Origin of the sequence: Halomonas sp. LES1, assembly GCF_031846005.1 — a bacterium.
Classification (GTDB): domain Bacteria; phylum Pseudomonadota; class Gammaproteobacteria; order Pseudomonadales; family Halomonadaceae; genus Halomonas.
In genome coordinates this window covers 93,775-109,900 of the sequence record NZ_JAVRGC010000008.1, presented here as the reverse complement: position 1 = coordinate 109,900, position 16,126 = coordinate 93,775, and the positions used below count along the sequence as shown (strand labels likewise).

Below are 16,126 nucleotides of genomic sequence, written 5' to 3'. Positions count from 1 at the left end.
CAATAATGACTCATACCGATACTGTCGCTAGCCAGACCACCAGCCTCAAGACTGCCATTGGCGAGCAGGTAGACGCCGCGTTCGATGAGGTACAGGCGCTCTATCGCCGGCTTCACCAGTACCCTGAGCTGCCCTTCCAGGAGCACGAGACCAGTGCGCAATTGGCCGATATGCTGGAGTCCCTTGGCTATGAGGTAACCCGCGGTGTGGGCGGCACCGGCGTGGTGGCGCTGCTGAAGAACGGCGAGGGTCCCACGGTGATGCTGCGCGGAGACATGGATGCGCTTCCAATCAAGGAAGACACCGGCCTGGACTATGCCAGCACGCGCACGGCAGAGACCGAGAGCGGCACGGTGCCGCTGATGCATGCCTGCGGTCATGACCTGCATAGCAGTTGCATTGTCGGGGCCGCGGCGGTGATGGCCGGGCTCAAGGCGGAGTGGTCCGGCACCCTGATGTTGATCTGCCAGCCCGCCGAGGAGATCTTTGGCGGTGCCAAGGCGATGCTGGACGATGGTCTCTACGAGCGCTTTGCCCGTCCGGACGTGATTCTCGGCCAACACAACATGCCGGCGCTCGCCGGTACCGTGGGCCATCTTGCCGGTAGTGCCATGGCCGCCTGTACCAACCTGGCCGTCACCATTCACGGCGCCGGCGGCCACGGCTCCATGCCGGCTCAGGCGGTGGATCCGGTGGTGATCGCCGCGCACGTGGTGACGCGACTGCAGACGATCGTTTCCCGCGAGGTGCCCCCGGAGGAGACCGCGGTGGTGACCGTCGGCAAGCTGCATGCCGGTACTCAGGCCAACATCATCCCCCACTCGGCGGAGCTGGAGATCAATATCCGCAGCTTCGACAATACGCTGCACGCCCGGATAGTGGAGTCGATCGAGCGCATCATCCAGGCTGAGTGCGAGGCGGGGCGCTCGCCGAAACCGCCTGAGATCCGCGTGCTCAACGAGACCATTGCCCTGCACAACGATGCCGACACGGTGGAGCGGGTGCGTCGTGCCCATGGTGAGCAGTTCGGTGAGGCTAATCTCTACGGGATGCCGCGTCTCAATGGCAGCGAGGATTTCCCCTACTTCGGCAATGCCGAGGCCGGTGGCTTCGGCGGCGAGGATATCCCCTATGTCTACTGGTTCATCGGCGCCACGCCGGCCGAGCGCTGGGCCGAGACCCCTGGGGAGGGGGTGGTGCAGAAGATGCGCAACCTTGAGATGCCGCATTCACCCTACTACTTCCCGGGCAATGAGGTCACGATGCGTACCGGCATGGCGGCCATGGCATCGGGAGCGCTGGCCTATCTGGCGCGTTGATCCGGTTTATCCGATGCAGAATGCAGCAGGCCGCCCTAAGGGCGGCCTGCTGCATTTCGGGAGGAGCCTTGCCTCAGTGCCTCAACACTCGATGGCGTTGACGGCGAGGCCACCCTTCGAGGTCTCCTTGTACTTTTCCTGCATGTCGGCACCGGTATCACGCATGGTGCGGATCACCTTGTCCAGGGAGATGAACTGCTTGCCGTCACCGCGCAGCGCCATCTGGGCGGCGTTGATCGCCTTCACCGAGGCGATGGCGTTGCGCTCGATGCAGGGCACCTGCACCAGCCCCCCCACCGGATCGCAGGTCAGTCCCAGGTTGTGCTCCAGGCCGATCTCCGCGGCGTTCTCCACCTGGTCGACGCTGCCGCCCATCACCTCGGTGAGGCCGGCGGCGGCCATGGCGCAGGCCGAGCCCACTTCGCCCTGACAGCCCACCTCGGCACCGGAGATGGAGGCGTTCTTCTTGCACAGGATGCCCACGGCGCCGGCCGCCAGCAGGAAGTCCACCACGTCGCGCTCGCAGGCGCCCTGGCGGAACTGCATGTAGTACTGGAGCACCGCCGGAATAATGCCCGCCGCGCCGTTGGTGGGCGCGGTGACCATGCGGCCGCCGGCGGCATTCTCCTCGTTGACCGCTAGCGCATAGAGGTTGACCCAGTCCATGGCGGACATGGTGGAGGCGATCAACGAGTGGTCATCCTCGCTGGCCAGCATGCGCTGGTGCAGGCTCCTGGCACGCCGCTTGACGTTGAGTCCGCCGGGCAGCACGCCTTCGGCTTCCATGCCCTTCTCGATGCACGCCTGCATCGCCGTCCAGATGGTCAGCAGGCCCTCACGGATCTCCGCCTCGCTGCGCCACGCCTTCTCGTTCTCAAGCATCAGCTCGCTGATGCGCAGGCCGTGCTCATGGCACATGCGCAACAGCTCGTCGCCGGTCTGGAAGTCGAAGGGCAGCTCGGTCCGGTCGGTATCCAGCTCCCCTTCGGCGGACTGGGCCTCGTCGACGACGAAGCCGCCGCCCACCGAGTAGTAGGTGTTGCGGTAGAGCTCATCGCCGTGGCCGTGGGCGATCAGGCGCATGGCGTTGGGGTGATGGGGCAGGCTCTCCTCGAGCAGCTGCATGTCACGGATCCAGCGAAAGGAGACGCTGTGGCGGTCATCCAGGAGCAGTGCCTCCGACTCCTTCAGCTCCTCGATGGCCGGCGCGATGATGTCGGGATCGATGCTGTCGGGACGCTCGCCCATCAGGCCCATGATCACCGCGTGATCGGTGCCGTGGCCGATGCCGGTGGCGGAGAGCGAGCCGAAGAGCTGGACCTCCACGCGGGCCACACGGGTCAGCAGATCACGCTCGTTGAGCTCGCCGACGAAGTCGTAGGCGGCCCGCATCGGGCCCACGGTGTGTGAGCTCGAGGGCCCCACGCCGATCTTGAACAGGTCAAAGACGCTGATGGACATAGTCATTCACCTTTTGTTGTCTGAGTGACCGCTTGATATGTGACGGCTGTTCGAGTGACACGGGTCAGTTCTGGCGGTTCTCCGCGGCTCGACAGGCGGCCGCGGTAAACAGCACGTCGGTGGAGGAGTTCAGCGCGGTTTCGGTGGAGTCCTGCACCACGCTGATCACGAAGCCGATGGCGACGACCTGCATGGCCACATCGGTGGAGATGCCGAACAGGCTGGCGGCCATGGGAATCAGCAGCAGCGAGCCGCCGGCGACGCCCGAGACGCCACAGGCGGCCAGTGCCGAGACCACGCACAGCAGCAGGGCAGTGGGGAAGTCGACGCTGATCCCCAGGGTATTGGCCGCGGCCAGGGTGATCACCGAGATGGTGATCGCCGCGCCGGCCATATTGACGGTAGCGCCCAGCGGGATGGAGATGGCGTAGGTGTCGGGGTCCAGGTCGAGACGTTCGCAGAGCGCCATGTTGACCGGGATGTTCGCCGCCGAGCTGCGCGTGAAGAAGGCGGTGATGGCGCTGCCGCGCAGGCAGGCGAAGACCAGCGGGTAGGGGTTGCGACGGGTCTGCCAGAAGACGATCAGCGGGTTGGTCACCAGTGCCACGAACAGCATGCAGCCGACGATGACGCCCAGCAGCTGCCCATACTCGAGCAGGGCGCCCAGTCCCGCCTCGGCCAGGGTGTTGGCGACCAGGCCGAAGATGCCCAGGGGGGCGAAACGAATGACTACGCGCACGATGCCCGAGACCGCATCGGAGAGGTCGTTGAGGGTGTTACGGGTGCTGTCGCTGGCGTGGCGCAGCATCAGGCCGAGGCCGATGGCCCAGGCCAGGATGGCGATGAAGTTGGCCTCCATCAGTGCGCTGATCGGGTTGGCAACGGCGTTGAGCAGCAGGTTGCGCAGGATCTCGATGATGCCGCCCGGCGGGTTGCCGCTGACCTCGGGCATATCGAGCGTCAGGGTGGTGGGGAAGGTGAAGCTTGCCACCACGGCGACCAGCGCCGCCACCAGGGTGCCGATCACATAGAGCAGCAGCACGCCGCGAATATGGGTGGGCTGTCCCTTGTGATGACCGGCGATGGCGGCCGCCACCAGCACGAAGACCAGGATCGGGGCCACGGCCTTGAGGGCCGAGACGAACAGCTCGCCGAGCAGTGAAAACGAGAGCGCGAGCCCCGGAGAGAGGGAGGCGAGCAGGATGCCGCAGACGATACCGATGGCAATCTGGGTGATCAGGCCCAGGCGCATCAGGGGGCCGAAGAGGGCGTTCAGGGTGGAAGTCATCGAGGGTCTCTCGGTGGTTGGAGGCGTGCTGGATTGCCCCGGGGCCGGATCAGCGGCCCTGGGATGGCAGCCTGCCCCGGCGCGGTGGCGCCAGGGCAGGAGGCGGTACTTCTGTCGCGGCCCAGGGCGTTGTCTGCCGTACAAGCGCCGCGTATGTCAGTTGCTGTGACCGTTACTTGCCGCGGTAGTAGCCCGGGGTGATAAACGGGGTCTTGCTGACGGTCATGGGCAGGCGCTTGCCACGCACCTCGGCGTAGACGGTGGTGCCTACCTCGGCATGGGCGATGGGCAGGTATCCCATGGCGACCGGCTTGCCGACGCTGGGGCCGAAACCACCGGAGGTCACGGTGCCGATGGTGTTGCCGTCGACGTCGACCAGCGGGGCGCCTTCACGCACCGGAGCACGCCCCTCGCCGAGCAGGCCGACCCGCTTGCGGGTGTGGTCCTTGGCCTCGACCTGGTGGAGGATCGCCTCGGCACCCGGGAAACCGCCGGGGCGCTCGCCGTCGTTGCGGCGCGGCTTGGCGATGGCCCAGGTCAGGCCGGCCTCAACCGGCAGGGTGGTGGTGTCGATATCGTGGCCGTAGAGACACAGGCCGGCCTCCAGACGCAGGGAGTCGCGGGCGCCGAGGCCGATCGCCTCCACCTCCGGCTCGGCCAGCAGGCGGCGAGTCAGGGCGTCGGTCTGGTCGGCGGGCATCGAGATCTCGAAACCGTCTTCACCGGTGTAGCCGCTGCGGCTGATCCAGACCGGAATGCCGTCGATCTCGAAGTGGCCATGCTGCATGAAGACCAGCTCGGTGGCGGCGGGGCAGAGACGCTTCATCACCTCGGCGGTCTGCGGCCCCTGGATGGCGATCAGGCCGCGATCCAGCTCCTCGATCTCGTGCTCCGCGGGCAGGTTGTCGCGCAGGTGGGCGATATCCTGGTCGCGGCAGGCGGCATTGACCACCAGATAGAGCTCGTCGCCGGTGTTGGCCACCATCAGGTCGTCGAGGATACCGCCGGCGTCGTTGGTGAACATCGCATAGCGCTGCATGCCCTCGGGCAGGCCGACGATATCCGAGGGGACCAGGGTCTCCAGCGCCTCGGCGGGGGAGGGGCCACGCAGCAGCAGCTGGCCCATGTGCGAGACATCGAACAGCCCGCAGGCGGTACGCGTGTGCTCATGCTCCTTCTTCACGCCCAGTGGATACTGAACCGGCATCTCGTAGCCGGCGAAGGGGACCAGCTTGGCGCCGAGCTCGACATGCAGATCATGGAGAGGGGTGCGTTTCAGCTCGCTCATGGGGGCCTCCGATAACAGGAAATAACGAAGCGGGGTGCCTCAAGGATAGCGGCAACCGGGTAGCATAGCGCCTAGAGTAGACGATGTTTCCTATTGGAAACAATGGGCGGTGAAAAGAATCCCGGCCCGGAGGGGAGCGAAGGGCACATCGGCGTGGCTTGCCTCGACAGAGGTCAGGCAGAGGGGGCGAGACTGGCCTGAGCCGGGCGCCCGGTACCGTAGGAGGGGTGATGAGGGGAGACGATACGTGCAGGGGCCTTGGCAAGAGTCTGGTTTTCCTATTGGAAACAGCCCGATGCCGGGCTGCTTCCCTACCGCCGGCGCTCAGCTCTCTATGGGGCCGTCGTTGATGGCGGATAGTGCCTCGTTGGCCTCGAGGATCTGCGCCTCGATGTCGGTCACGCCCATGCCTTCCAGGCGAGCGGTATGCATCTGTCGATAGGCCTCGGCCTCCTTGCGGGTGGCGAAGAGGTAGATGCCGCCGGCGCGTCCGGCCTGTTCGTCCTCCGTCCAGATCTTCCAGATCAGGCCGGGTTCATCGTTGATGGATCTGGCCAGTGGCGTCATGGCCTTGACCATTGCCTTGCCGAAGGGACCGTCGAAAGGGAAGTGTACCTGCAGAATTACGGCCATCTGTGGCCTCCTTTCGGTTGGGGATTGAGGGGGCTGGCTGGTGGCGTCGTGACGTGGGTCAGACGAACTCGGAGTCGTCGGTGCGAAAGATCGCTTCCTCCTCACCGGGCAGTGTCACCGAGAACTCGCCGCCTCCCAGGTAGTTGACCGGGTGGCCTTCGCGGGTGCGCAGGCTGGGTGGGCCGCTGATCGGGCCGGCGTGGGTCAGCTCGCCGAGTTCCTTGACGCTGACCTGGATGTCGATCATCACCTCTCGGCCCTGGTCGTCGAAGGCCATGATGGTGCGTTCGTGCTCGCTCATGGGGCTGTCTCCGGCAGGTGGGATGGCAGTCAGTATCGGCATTTTTGACGCCAGTGGCGAGTGGCAAAACGCAACGGGGCCTGCACAGAGGCAGGCCCCGTATGGGTCAAACGCGATGTCGAGCGGCGATGTCGGGCGATCAGAGCCGGCTGGCCACGGCGTCGAGGAAGCCCTGCATATCGACCAGGGTCTCGTTTGCCGGGTCGCTGGTCTTGCCCTTGAGGTCGCCGGTGATGAAGCCGGCATCGACGGTGTCGATCAGCGCCTCCTTGAGGCGCTGGGCGTACTCCACCAGTGCGGCGTTCGCTTCACGCTCGCCTAGGGTCTCCAGGGCGTTGGCCACGGCGAACAGCAGGGCGGAGGAGTTGAAGTGAGCCTCCTTGCCATCGCTCTCCAGGTACTTGAGGTAGAGATCGTGGGCCGTGCCATGGGGCGCCTCGAACAGCATGGTGCCGTCCTTGCTCTCGATGATCGAGCTGGCGGTGGCCAGGCTGCCGCCCAGGGCGGCGGAGATATCCGAGAAGATGTCGCCGTCCAGGTTCTGCGCCGGGTAGAGGGCGTTGCGGGGCGGATCGGTGATCATCTTGGTCAGCTGGCTGGAGGGCCGCATGATCATGAACGAGGGCGGCGCGGTGTCGTTTTCGGCCAGCTTGCGGCGCACGTCGGTGATCACGGTGCTGAACACCTCGTCGTACTCCATGTACTCGCGCTTGAGGCCGAAGTAGACCTCCTTGTTCTTGCGCGAGGCATCACGGAATACCTGCAGTACCCAATCCCTGATCGCCACATGGTCGTTGGACATCAACAGGATCGGGTCGCCCTTCTTGATGTGGCGGGCATGCTTCTCCTCGCCGTCGACGATCACCTTGAGGATGCCGTCCTCGTCGGCGGGGGCGTTGAAGCTGCCGTACTGGTCGCCGCCACCGGCGCTCATGCGCGAGATGGAGACCTGGGCCTTGCGGTCGGGAATGCCGAACTGCTTGAGCTGCTCGACCAGCTTGTAGAGCTTGCGCCCGGTGTTGTTGTCGGGCACGCCCCAGATGGCCCGCTCGGGCGGGTTGGCAACCAGGCGTGCGGCCTGGGCGTCGATCAGCTCATAGAAGTAGCTGAGACCCAGGACTTCGGCCTGCTCGCGGTAGTGCTCTTCGAAGATGGTCTCGATGGCGGCACGCATCACGCCATCATAGCCGGCGATGACGGTGTCCTTGAGGCCAAGATAGATATCGCGCTTCTCGTCGATGGCGCGCTGGAAGAAGCGGTGTGCCCAGGCCTTGACCTTCTCCAGGTCATTGGTTGCCAGCAGCCAGGGGTCACCCTTCTGCACTTCGCGACGGTGGAGCTCCACCGGGTTACCGCTGGAGCCCACGAACATCAGCCTGACCACGCCGGTGTCGCGGGAGAGCTCGTTGAAGCTGTCCTTGATGCCGCCGGTGTCCATGGTGTCGACCACGATATCGCGGCCGACCCACTCGGGGCGCTTGACCAGCAGGTTGCGGAACTGGATGTCCTCGCGGGTGATATTGCCGCCGATGCCCTTGCGGATGGCGCCGTTGGGGGATTTGGTGGCCAGCGGATGCAGTCGGCTGCTGTCGATGTCCGGGTGCTTGGCAAGCAGCTCGCCGAGCTGCGCGCGGTTGACCGTCATGCCGGCATTCTTGATGCCCACACCATAATGCTTGAGCGCCTCCACGGCATCGATCACCACCTGGCCATTGGTCACCAGGCGGTTCTCGGCGGAGAGGTCGATCTCGACGAGGGGGATCTCTAGCCGGGAGGTCACGAAGGTGTCGAGAATCTTCTCGAAGGCTACCTGAGCCATCTCGTCACCGTGGAGAATGACCAGGGGGGCCTCGACTTTGATCTTGCTGCTCATCGCCTCGTCTCATTTTACGTACAGAAGGGTGTATAGGGTACGCCGGAAGGTCCGATGGTGCCATGCCTCCAAGGGGAGAGGCAGGGTTGAGGCCTACTGGCATCAGCCGCACCTTGTGCGTTCACGCTGGTGACGCCGCTCGCGAAGTGCCATGACGGGGGTGGCCATCACGCCATGCACACAGATCGAGAGTGTCACCACAAAGGCGCAGGTCGCCCACAGCAGCTCGGTGTCTTGAAAGTCGCCGTTGTTCAGCGCATAGGCGAGATAGTAGAGACAGCCGATACCGCGAATGCCGAAGAAACTGGCGATCAGGCGGTCAAGGAAGGGTAGCCTTCGGCTACCCAATGTCGCCACAAGGCCGGCCAGCGGGCGTATCACGAAGATCAACAGCACGCCGAGCAGCGCGGCCTCCCAGGTGAGTGGAGCCAGTACCCCGCCGGCGATGGCACCGCCCAGAGCGATCAGGATGCCGGTCATCAGCAGCTGCTCCGACTGCTCGGCGAAGGTGTGCAGCGACCTGTGGGTCTGGTGCGTCCTTTCGCGATGCTTGATGGTCAGCGCCCCGATGAAGACCGCCAGGAAGCCGTAACCACCGACGGCCTCGGTCAGGCCGTAGAGCAGCAGCGTACCCGCCAGCGCTCCGGTTCCGGCCTTCATCCTCTGCTGTTCGGTCTCGATCGGCAGCCGCAGCAGAATGGCGGCGAGCAACCAGCCGATGGCGGCTCCCGCTCCGGCTCCCACGACGATCTTGTAGAGCACATCGACGAGCAGCCACTGCGTCAGCCAGCCGGATGGCGTCACCCCCTCGGCAAGCATCAGCAGGGCGAGATAGGTGAAGGGGAAGGCGAGGGCGTCGTTCAGGCCGGCCTCGGAGGTCAGCGTGAAGCGCAGCTCATCCTCGCTCTGGCGAGGATCGATATCCTCACCCGGCGCTTCTCCTGGCTCGTCGACCTGCACGTCCGAGGCCAGCACCGGGTCGGTGGGGGCAAGTACGGCGCCAAGCAGCACGGCGGCGGCGGGGGCCAGGCCCAGCATCCCCCTGCCCAGCAGGGCCACGCCCAAGATCGACAGCGGCATGCAGATGCCCAGCAGGCGCCAGGTAGAGCCCCAGGTGCGCAGGCTCGGCAGGCGATCGATCTTCAACCCCACGCCCATCAACGAGATGATCACCCCGACCTCGGTCAGGTGTAGCGCCAGGCGGCCGTGCCGCTCGGGATCCGGTGGGGTCAGGCCAAGGGGCAGGGCGAAGGCGAGATAGCCCAGGGCCAGAGGGATGATCGGAAAGGAGAAGGGAACATCGCGGAAACGCTGGAGCAGCGTCGCCAGCGCCAGTACGCCCAGGCCCACCACCACGACCATCAGGTTGTACTCGCCCAGTACCTTGAGCGTACTCGTCAGTTCCATAGGAGGTCTCCCGGTGTCGCTGAGCGTGATCGAAACGGTGTGACAGCCGAGTCAGGCTAGCCGGCACCGCTTGCAGTCTCAAGGCGCTCGCTGCCGGCCCAGCGCTCGTCCGGGTGGACCTCGTTGGCCGGCAGTACCGGGTCGTAGCCGTCGCGGCGCAGCGCCTCGATCACCTCGTGGGTGTGGTCGCTGCCCAGGGTCTCCAGGGTGGCCTCCACCTCGGTGGCGCGCAGCGAGAGGTCGGTAAAGGTGCGGTGGTGGGCAATATGGATGACGTTGGCGTGCTGTTCGGCAAGCTGTCGGGTCAGCTCGGCCAGGGCGCCGGGGACGTCGGGGATCGCCACTCGCACGCGCACGATTCGTCCCGTGCGCACCAGGCCACGCTGAATCACCGAGGAGAGCGCCAGCATGTCGATATTGCCGCCGCACAGCACCAGGCCCACCTTGCGTCCGCGATAGCGCTCGGGGTCGGAGAGCACGGCGGCCAGGCCGGCGGCGCCGGCGCCCTCGGCCACGCTCTTCTCGATCTCCAGCAGCAGCAGGATGGCGCGCTCGATCTCCGGTTCGTCCACCAGCACGATATCGCGCACCCGCTCGCGCACGATGGGCAGGGTCAGCCTGCCGGGCTGCTTGACCGCAATGCCCTCGGCCAGGGTGGCCAGGCCACACTGGATCTCCTCGTTGGCCAGCGCCTGCTGCATGGCGGGGAAGCGCCGGGTCTGCACGCCCACGATCTCGATGCCGGGCTTGAGCTCGGTGGCGGCGATGGCATTGCCACTGATCAGCCCGCCGCCGCCGATGGGAATCACCAGGGTGTCGAGGTCCGGGGCGTCCTCGAGCATCTCCAGGGCGATGGTGCCCTGGCCGGCGATGATGCGTTCGTCGTCGTAGGGGTGCACGAAGACCAGGTCACGTTCGGCGGCCAGGCGGTGGGCGACCTCGCCGGCCTCGGCCACCCCTTCGCCCTCGAGGTGAACTTCCGCCCCCAGCTTGCGGGTGTTGTGCACCTTGAGGTTGGGGGTGTGGCGAGGCATGACGATGGTGGCACGGATGCCAAGGCGTGCCGCGTGATAGGCCACCGCCTGGGCGTGGTTGCCGGCGGACATGGCGATGACGCCGCGCTGTCGCTCCTGCTCGCCAAGCGTCAGCAGGTGATTGAGTGCTCCGCGCTCCTTGAAGGCGGCGGTGAACTGGTGGTTCTCGAACTTGATGTAGAGTTCGCAGCCGGCGATGCGGGACAGGGTATGCGAGAGCAAGCAGGGGGTACGCTCCACGCTGCCTCGGATGCGCTCGGCGGCGGTGCGAATATCATCGAGAGTGACGCTCATGGCGAGGGTGGCTCCTGTTTCCTTTCCGGTTTTCATGATGCGGTCTCGGGTGGTGGATGTCGAAATGAATAGCGAAACGGATGTTTCAAGGCCGGTGCCTGGGATAGAGTCGACCCAAGCCCCATGGGGGAGTGTTCAGCCAGGAGGAGAGCGCGATGAATGCCAGCAAGATACTCGAGCAGCTGATGAAGCAGGCCGGCGGTTCCGGCAGCCGGTCCAACGAGGGCGGTCAGGGCCTGGATATCAAGGGCATGCTCGATGGCCTCTCCCGCCAGTTTGGCGGTGGACAGGGCGGCGGTAATCAGGGTGCAAATAGAGAGGGTGGAGATAGCCAGGGCAGCGGCAGCCAGGGCGGTGGCTCGGGCTTCGATGTCAAGAGCCTGCTGGGCGGCGGCGCCCTGGGACTGCTGGTGGGCTCCAAGCGGGGCCGCAAGCTGGGCGGCAAGGCGCTCAAGTATGGCGCCATCGCCGGCGTGGGCGTGCTGGCCTGGAAGGCGTGGCAGAACTCGCGCGACGGCGCCTCCTCATCGAGCGGGCAGGGCGGTGCTGCGCCCGCCGAGGGTGAGCCGGTGGAGCAGCTGGGGGGCGAGGCGCGCGAGCGTCGCAGCCTGGAGCTGCTGCAGGCGATGATCATGGCCGCCCGCGCTGACGGTCATATCGATGATCAGGAGCGCGAGCTGATCGCCGGCCAGATCGATGCCCTGGGGGCCGATCAGGAGCTGCATGCCTGGGTGGAGCGTCAGCTTCAGGCGCCGCTGGACGCCGAGGCGCTGGCGGCGCAGGTCGATTCGCCCCAGGCGGCCCGCGAGATGTACCTGATCAGCGTGGCGGTGGTCGACGAGCAGAACGCCATGGAGCGCGCCTGGCTCGACCAGCTCGGCCGAGCCCTGTCACTGCCGGGGGAGGTGACCACGGAGCTTGAACACCAGGCCCGGGAGGCCGGTTGATGGTCGACCCCCTGATGACCCTTGCCACCGGCCTCGGCCTGGGGCTCTCGCCCTGGGCCTCGGGCACGCTGGGCTCGCTGCTCGGCCTGCCGCTGGCCTGGTGGCTGCTGGGACGCACTTGGCGGATACAGGTCGCGGTCACGCTGACGCTGCTGCTGGCCGCGGTGCCGGTATGTCACCTGGCCGAGCAGGCGCTGGGCGACAAGGATGATGGGCGCATCGTGCTCGACGAGATCGTCGCCTTCCCGGTGGCGGTAGTGGGTCAGGCGGCGGCGCGTCAGCCTCTGGCGCTGGCCTCCGCCTTCGTGGTCTATCGCCTGTTCGACGCCACCAAGCCGCCGCCGGTGAGCCTGGTCGAGGCCATGCCCGGCGGCGTCGGCATCGTGCTCGACGACGTGATCGCCGCCGCCATGACCTGGCTGGTGATGGCCGGTGGCCTGATGCTCTGGCGGCGGCGTCAGGCCTCTTGGTGAGATTCCGGTGGAAAGCGCACCTCGAAGCCGCGGGCGTCCAGCTGGCGGATATCGCGGGGGCGGCCTTGTTCATCGAAGTCGACCAGGCCGATCCCGCTGCCGTTCCAGAGCCGCTCGCCGGCGCGAGCACGATCCGGGTCGCGGGGCGTGATGGCCAGGCGTCGGCGCTTGGTGAGCCAGTTGAGCGGTGACCAGGGCGCATAGAGCCAGCGGTTCAGGCGGTCGAACCAGTCGAGCAGGGTGTCGGGAAAGGCGTTCTTGATGCCGCTGGAGGTGATCTGCCAGAGCCGTGGTCCATGGCTGCGCTGGCGGATTCGGATGTCGTAGGCGAAGGAGTAATGCACGTCGCCGGAGAGGATGACGTAGTTCCCCGGGGTGCGCGAGTGGCGGAAGATATTGAGCAGCACCTTGGCGGCGCCGCGGTGAGCCATCCAGTTCTCGGCATCGACCACCAGCGGCCTGCCGGCCAGGCTAAAGAGTTTCTGGATCACCTCGATCAGCTTGACGCCGAACATCGGCGCCGGTGAGACGATGATCGTCGAGGGGTGGCCGAGCAGTGCCTGCTGGAAGTCGCTGAGCGCCTCCCAGTCCATCAGCCCCGAGGGACGCTTGGGACTGCGCTCGCTGCGCCAGCGCCGGGTTCGGGTATCGAGCACCACCAGAGGTGGCTCCCCCGGCACCTGATACTCCCAGCCTTCGAAGCGCAGCAGGCGCTGGATCATGGCATCCAGGGCCTCGCCGTCGAGCCAGCCGCCATTCCCCCTGGCGGCCTCGAGCACATGCGTGCATTCGTTCAGCGGTTCGGCCAGGCGTTCGGGGTCGTTGCCCCAGCCCTGGCACAACAGGTAGCCCAGCAGGGCGTTGCCGATGATGCGCCGCGAGAAGGGGTGGCCGTAGGCGGTGTGCTCCCAGTCGGCGGTGAGGTTCCAGTCGTCGGTGATATCGTGATCGTCGAAGATCATCAGGGTGGGCAGCCGAGCGAGCAGGCGCGCACAGGCCGGCAACCCCGCCACGAAGCGCTCGATCACCGCCTGTTGTTCGCGGAACAGCGACGTATGCTCGGCGTCGAGCGTTGGCGGTCCCACTTCGATCAGCTCCCAGGGCGTCGGCGACCACACCAGCAGATACATGGCGACCATCTCGGCGAAGGTGGCCAGATGGTTGTGGGCATTGGCCGAGGTGAATATCGGCTTGCGCACGCCGCCGAAGAAGCGCTCTCGCAGATTCTCCGAACTCTCGACATCAGGCAACAGCGACTCGCGGTCGTAATAGTGTGCGGCGTCGCCATGCAACGCCCGGCTATCGGCCACCACGGCACCCTCCAGCGGCTCGTCGAACAGCTCCAGGCGATGGATAAGTGCATGAATCGCCACCAGCATGGGACCGGCGACATCGTCGGCGTAGACCTGGTCGCCGGTCATCAGCAGCCAGGCGGGGCGCTCCTCGGGGGCTGCGCGGCGCTCGGCCAGCCACGCCTCGGCGCGCACCAGACCGTCGCCGCCGTCATGGTGGGGCTTGCGACAGGAGCCATGCAGCAGCCGGTGGTGGCGACTGGCCAGCACGAAGGTGGGCAGTTCGCCATCGGCGTCGAGCAGGTGTGGCCCCCAGCCGGCGATGCCGCGCTCCTGATCACCATCGTGCAGGTAAAGGTCGTAGGCGATCAGGGCATCCCGAGGCAGCGGGTCCTCCAGCGGCAGGTCGATCAGATACAGCCAGGCGTGGCGCCCCACCGGCACTCGTCGGCAATGCTCTTCGTCAATGGCTAGCCGGCGAGGTGGCTCATTCGTGGGAGCCAGCTCGAGCGATAGCGACAGGGGGCGACTGGTGGCCAGCCACAGTACCAGGCGGTCGGGAGCCAGGCGGCGCAACAGGGGGCCGGCGAGCACATCGGGCAGGGGAGTCGTATCTTGTGGCATGGCCATCCTTTGCTGATGTCAGTCTATTCGGTGAGCCCCGGCGATCGACCTCCCTGGCCCCAGCCAAGGCAAACGACTACGCTGGCAGCGGCTTTGTTCCACGCCGACCCCTTTTCATTGATGGAGGTTACGACCATGACCGTGCTGCTGCTCGGCCTGTTGATCTTTCTCGGGGCGCACTCGGTGCGCATTCTGGCCGATGACTGGCGAGGTGCCCAGATACGGCGAATGGGTGAGCTGCCCTGGAAGGCGGCCTACTCGGTAGTTTCGATTCTCGGTCTGGCCATGGTGATCTGGGGCTATGGGCAGACGCGCCTGGATCCGGTGTGGATCTGGCAGCCGCCGGTGGCGCTGCGCCATGTGGTGTCGCTGTTCATGATACCCGCCTTCGTGCTGCTGGTGGCGGCGTATGTGCCGCGTAATCACCTCAAGGCGAGGCTCGGTCATCCGATGATCCTGGCGGTGAAGCTTTGGGCCTTTGCCCATCTGCTGGCCAACGGGCGGCTGGGCGATATCGTGCTGTTCGGCGCCTTCCTGGTATGGGCAATCTTCGATTTTCGATCGGCTCGCCGCCGCCCACGTGCAGAGGTGCCAGCCCCGAGTGCGGCCGGTACCGTCACGGCCGTGGTGGTCGGCCTGGTGGCCTATCTCGTGTTTGCCTTTTATCTGCATACATGGCTGATCGGTGTGTCGGTGATGTGACTGCCTTGGCGTCATCGACTCCATCCCCGGGCGGCTCGGGCGAGATACCGCTCGCCCCGCTGGGTTGACCCATGCCGACACTCGCGGAGAGGTCATGGCTCACGATCATTCTCATCAACACGACTCGAACAGCCACGACAGCCAGCGCCGGCTGTTCTGGGGCATCCTGCTCACCGCCGGTTTCATGCTTGCCGAGGTGGTGGGCGGCATCCTGTCAGGTTCGCTGGCGCTGCTGGCCGATGCCGGCCATATGCTTACCGATGCCGCGGCCCTGGGGTTGGCCTGGTTCGCCGCCTGGATCAGTCGCCGACCGGCGGACAGCCGGCGCAGCTATGGCTACCACCGGGTGCAGACCCTGGCCGCCTTCGTCAATGGCCTGACGCTGATCGCCATCGTGGTGTGGATTGGCATCGAGGCGGTGCGTCGCTTCATGTCACCGGTGGCGGTCATGGGAGTCCCTATGCTGGTCATTGCCACCCTGGGGCTGGTGGTCAACCTGCTGGTGTTCGCTATCCTTCACGGCGGTGATCGCGACAATCTCAATATCCGTGGTGCGGCCCTGCATGTGCTGGGTGACCTGCTCGGCTCGGTAGCGGCTATCATCGCCGCGCTGGTGATACTCGCCACCGGCTGGACGCCCATCGACCCGCTGCTGTCGCTGCTGGTCGCGGCGTTGATCCTGAAGAGTGCCTGGAAGCTGACCCGGGAGTCGGGGCATATCCTGCTCGAGGGGGCGCCGCAGGAGCCTACCGGCGAGCAGCTGCGCCGGGAAATTCCCGCGGCACTGCCGGCGGTGCATGATGTTCACCATGTGCATCTATGGTCCCTGACCCCGGCGCGCCACCTGGCTTCGCTACATGCGGCGGTGGACGGCGGGGAGGACCGCCAGGCGGTTCTGATCGAGATCAGGACCCTGCTGATGGAGCGCTACGGCATCTATCACGCCACCATCCAGCTCGAGGATCGCCACGACTGCGCCGATACGCGGGAGTGAGCAGCGGTTCAGGAGTGTTCTCGCAGCGCGCTGCCGAGTGCCTCACTCAGGGCGCGGTCGTCCTTCACCGGCAGTACCTTCATGGCGCCTCCTCCCGGCGGCGCATGGCATCGATCCTGACCCTCTCCATGCCGACCAGCTCGCTGCTCTCTGCGTCGAACTCGAGCTTCAATGTGGAAGGCTGGCTCGATGAGGC

Annotated in this window: 14 protein-coding genes; 5 read left to right on the top strand and 9 right to left on the bottom strand. The window is 66.0% G+C overall.

What is annotated here, in order from left to right; all coding sequences use genetic code 11:
* The first annotated feature begins 5 nt into the window (after positions 1 to 5).
* Positions 6 to 1,319: an amidohydrolase gene (locus RM463_RS15380; RefSeq protein WP_311430507.1), complete on the top strand. Its 1,314-nt coding sequence runs from the start codon at positions 6 to 8 to the stop codon at positions 1,317 to 1,319.
* An 81-nt stretch (positions 1,320 to 1,400) separates the two neighbouring features.
* Here RM463_RS15380 and RM463_RS15375 read toward each other — a convergent pair whose 3' ends face one another.
* The 8 genes from RM463_RS15375 to RM463_RS15340 all read right to left on the bottom strand — a co-directional run bounded on the left by RM463_RS15375 (position 1,401) and on the right by RM463_RS15340 (position 10,934).
* Positions 1,401 to 2,780: an L-serine ammonia-lyase gene (locus RM463_RS15375; RefSeq protein ID WP_311430506.1), complete on the bottom strand. Its 1,380-nt coding sequence runs from the start codon at positions 2,778 to 2,780 to the stop codon at positions 1,401 to 1,403.
* A 64-nt stretch (positions 2,781 to 2,844) separates the two neighbouring features.
* Positions 2,845 to 4,068 carry a serine/threonine transporter SstT gene (sstT, locus tag RM463_RS15370; protein WP_311430505.1) on the bottom strand — a complete coding sequence of 408 codons (1,224 nt, stop codon included), beginning with the start codon at positions 4,066 to 4,068 and terminating at the stop codon, positions 2,845 to 2,847.
* A 172-nt stretch (positions 4,069 to 4,240) separates the two neighbouring features.
* Positions 4,241 to 5,356: a glycine cleavage system aminomethyltransferase GcvT gene (gcvT, locus tag RM463_RS15365; RefSeq protein ID WP_311430504.1), complete on the bottom strand. Its 1,116-nt coding sequence runs from the start codon at positions 5,354 to 5,356 to the stop codon at positions 4,241 to 4,243.
* Between the two features lie 324 nt (positions 5,357 to 5,680).
* Complete coding sequence (locus tag RM463_RS15360; protein ID WP_311430503.1) at positions 5,681 to 5,989, bottom strand: monooxygenase; 309 nt, start codon at positions 5,987 to 5,989, stop codon at positions 5,681 to 5,683.
* Between the two features lie 58 nt (positions 5,990 to 6,047).
* Positions 6,048 to 6,290 carry a hypothetical protein gene (locus tag RM463_RS15355; RefSeq protein ID WP_195687766.1) on the bottom strand — a complete coding sequence of 81 codons (243 nt, stop codon included), beginning with the start codon at positions 6,288 to 6,290 and terminating at the stop codon, positions 6,048 to 6,050.
* Between the two features lie 139 nt (positions 6,291 to 6,429).
* The gene (locus RM463_RS15350) at positions 6,430 to 8,163 is read right to left on the bottom strand and encodes an NADP-dependent isocitrate dehydrogenase (RefSeq protein WP_311430502.1); all 1,734 of its coding nucleotides are present in this window, start codon (positions 8,161 to 8,163) and stop codon (positions 6,430 to 6,432) included.
* 102 nt (positions 8,164 to 8,265) lie between these two features.
* Entirely contained in the window at positions 8,266 to 9,570 is a 1,305-nt protein-coding gene (locus RM463_RS15345) for a cation:proton antiporter (RefSeq protein ID WP_311430501.1), read from the bottom strand.
* Between the two features lie 56 nt (positions 9,571 to 9,626).
* Positions 9,627 to 10,934: a threonine ammonia-lyase gene (locus tag RM463_RS15340; RefSeq protein WP_311430500.1), complete on the bottom strand. Its 1,308-nt coding sequence runs from the start codon at positions 10,932 to 10,934 to the stop codon at positions 9,627 to 9,629.
* Positions 10,935 to 11,053: 119 nt separating this feature from the next.
* On the opposite strand from RM463_RS15340, the gene RM463_RS15335 reads away from it, so the two are divergent.
* Both RM463_RS15335 and RM463_RS15330 read left to right on the top strand, forming a co-directional pair.
* The gene (locus RM463_RS15335) at positions 11,054 to 11,845 is read left to right on the top strand and encodes a tellurite resistance TerB family protein (RefSeq protein ID WP_311430499.1); all 792 of its coding nucleotides are present in this window, start codon (positions 11,054 to 11,056) and stop codon (positions 11,843 to 11,845) included.
* On the top strand, positions 11,845 to 12,318 hold the full coding sequence (locus RM463_RS15330; protein WP_311430498.1) for a phosphatidylglycerophosphatase A: 474 nt from the start codon (positions 11,845 to 11,847) through the stop codon (positions 12,316 to 12,318). The genes RM463_RS15335 and RM463_RS15330 overlap by 1 nt, the downstream gene beginning before the upstream one ends.
* Here RM463_RS15330 and RM463_RS15325 read toward each other — a convergent pair.
* Complete coding sequence (locus RM463_RS15325) at positions 12,303 to 14,234, bottom strand: alkaline phosphatase D family protein (RefSeq protein ID WP_409229040.1); 1,932 nt, start codon at positions 14,232 to 14,234, stop codon at positions 12,303 to 12,305. The genes RM463_RS15330 and RM463_RS15325 overlap by 16 nt on opposite strands.
* A gap of 135 nt (positions 14,235 to 14,369) precedes the next feature.
* On the opposite strand from RM463_RS15325, the gene RM463_RS15320 reads away from it, so the two are divergent.
* Both RM463_RS15320 and RM463_RS15315 read left to right on the top strand, forming a co-directional pair.
* Entirely contained in the window at positions 14,370 to 14,936 is a 567-nt protein-coding gene (locus RM463_RS15320; RefSeq protein WP_311430496.1) for an NnrU family protein, read from the top strand.
* Positions 14,937 to 15,030: 94 nt separating this feature from the next.
* Positions 15,031 to 15,930: a cation diffusion facilitator family transporter gene (locus RM463_RS15315; RefSeq protein WP_311430495.1), complete on the top strand. Its 900-nt coding sequence runs from the start codon at positions 15,031 to 15,033 to the stop codon at positions 15,928 to 15,930.
* Positions 15,931 to 16,126 lie beyond the last annotated feature (196 nt).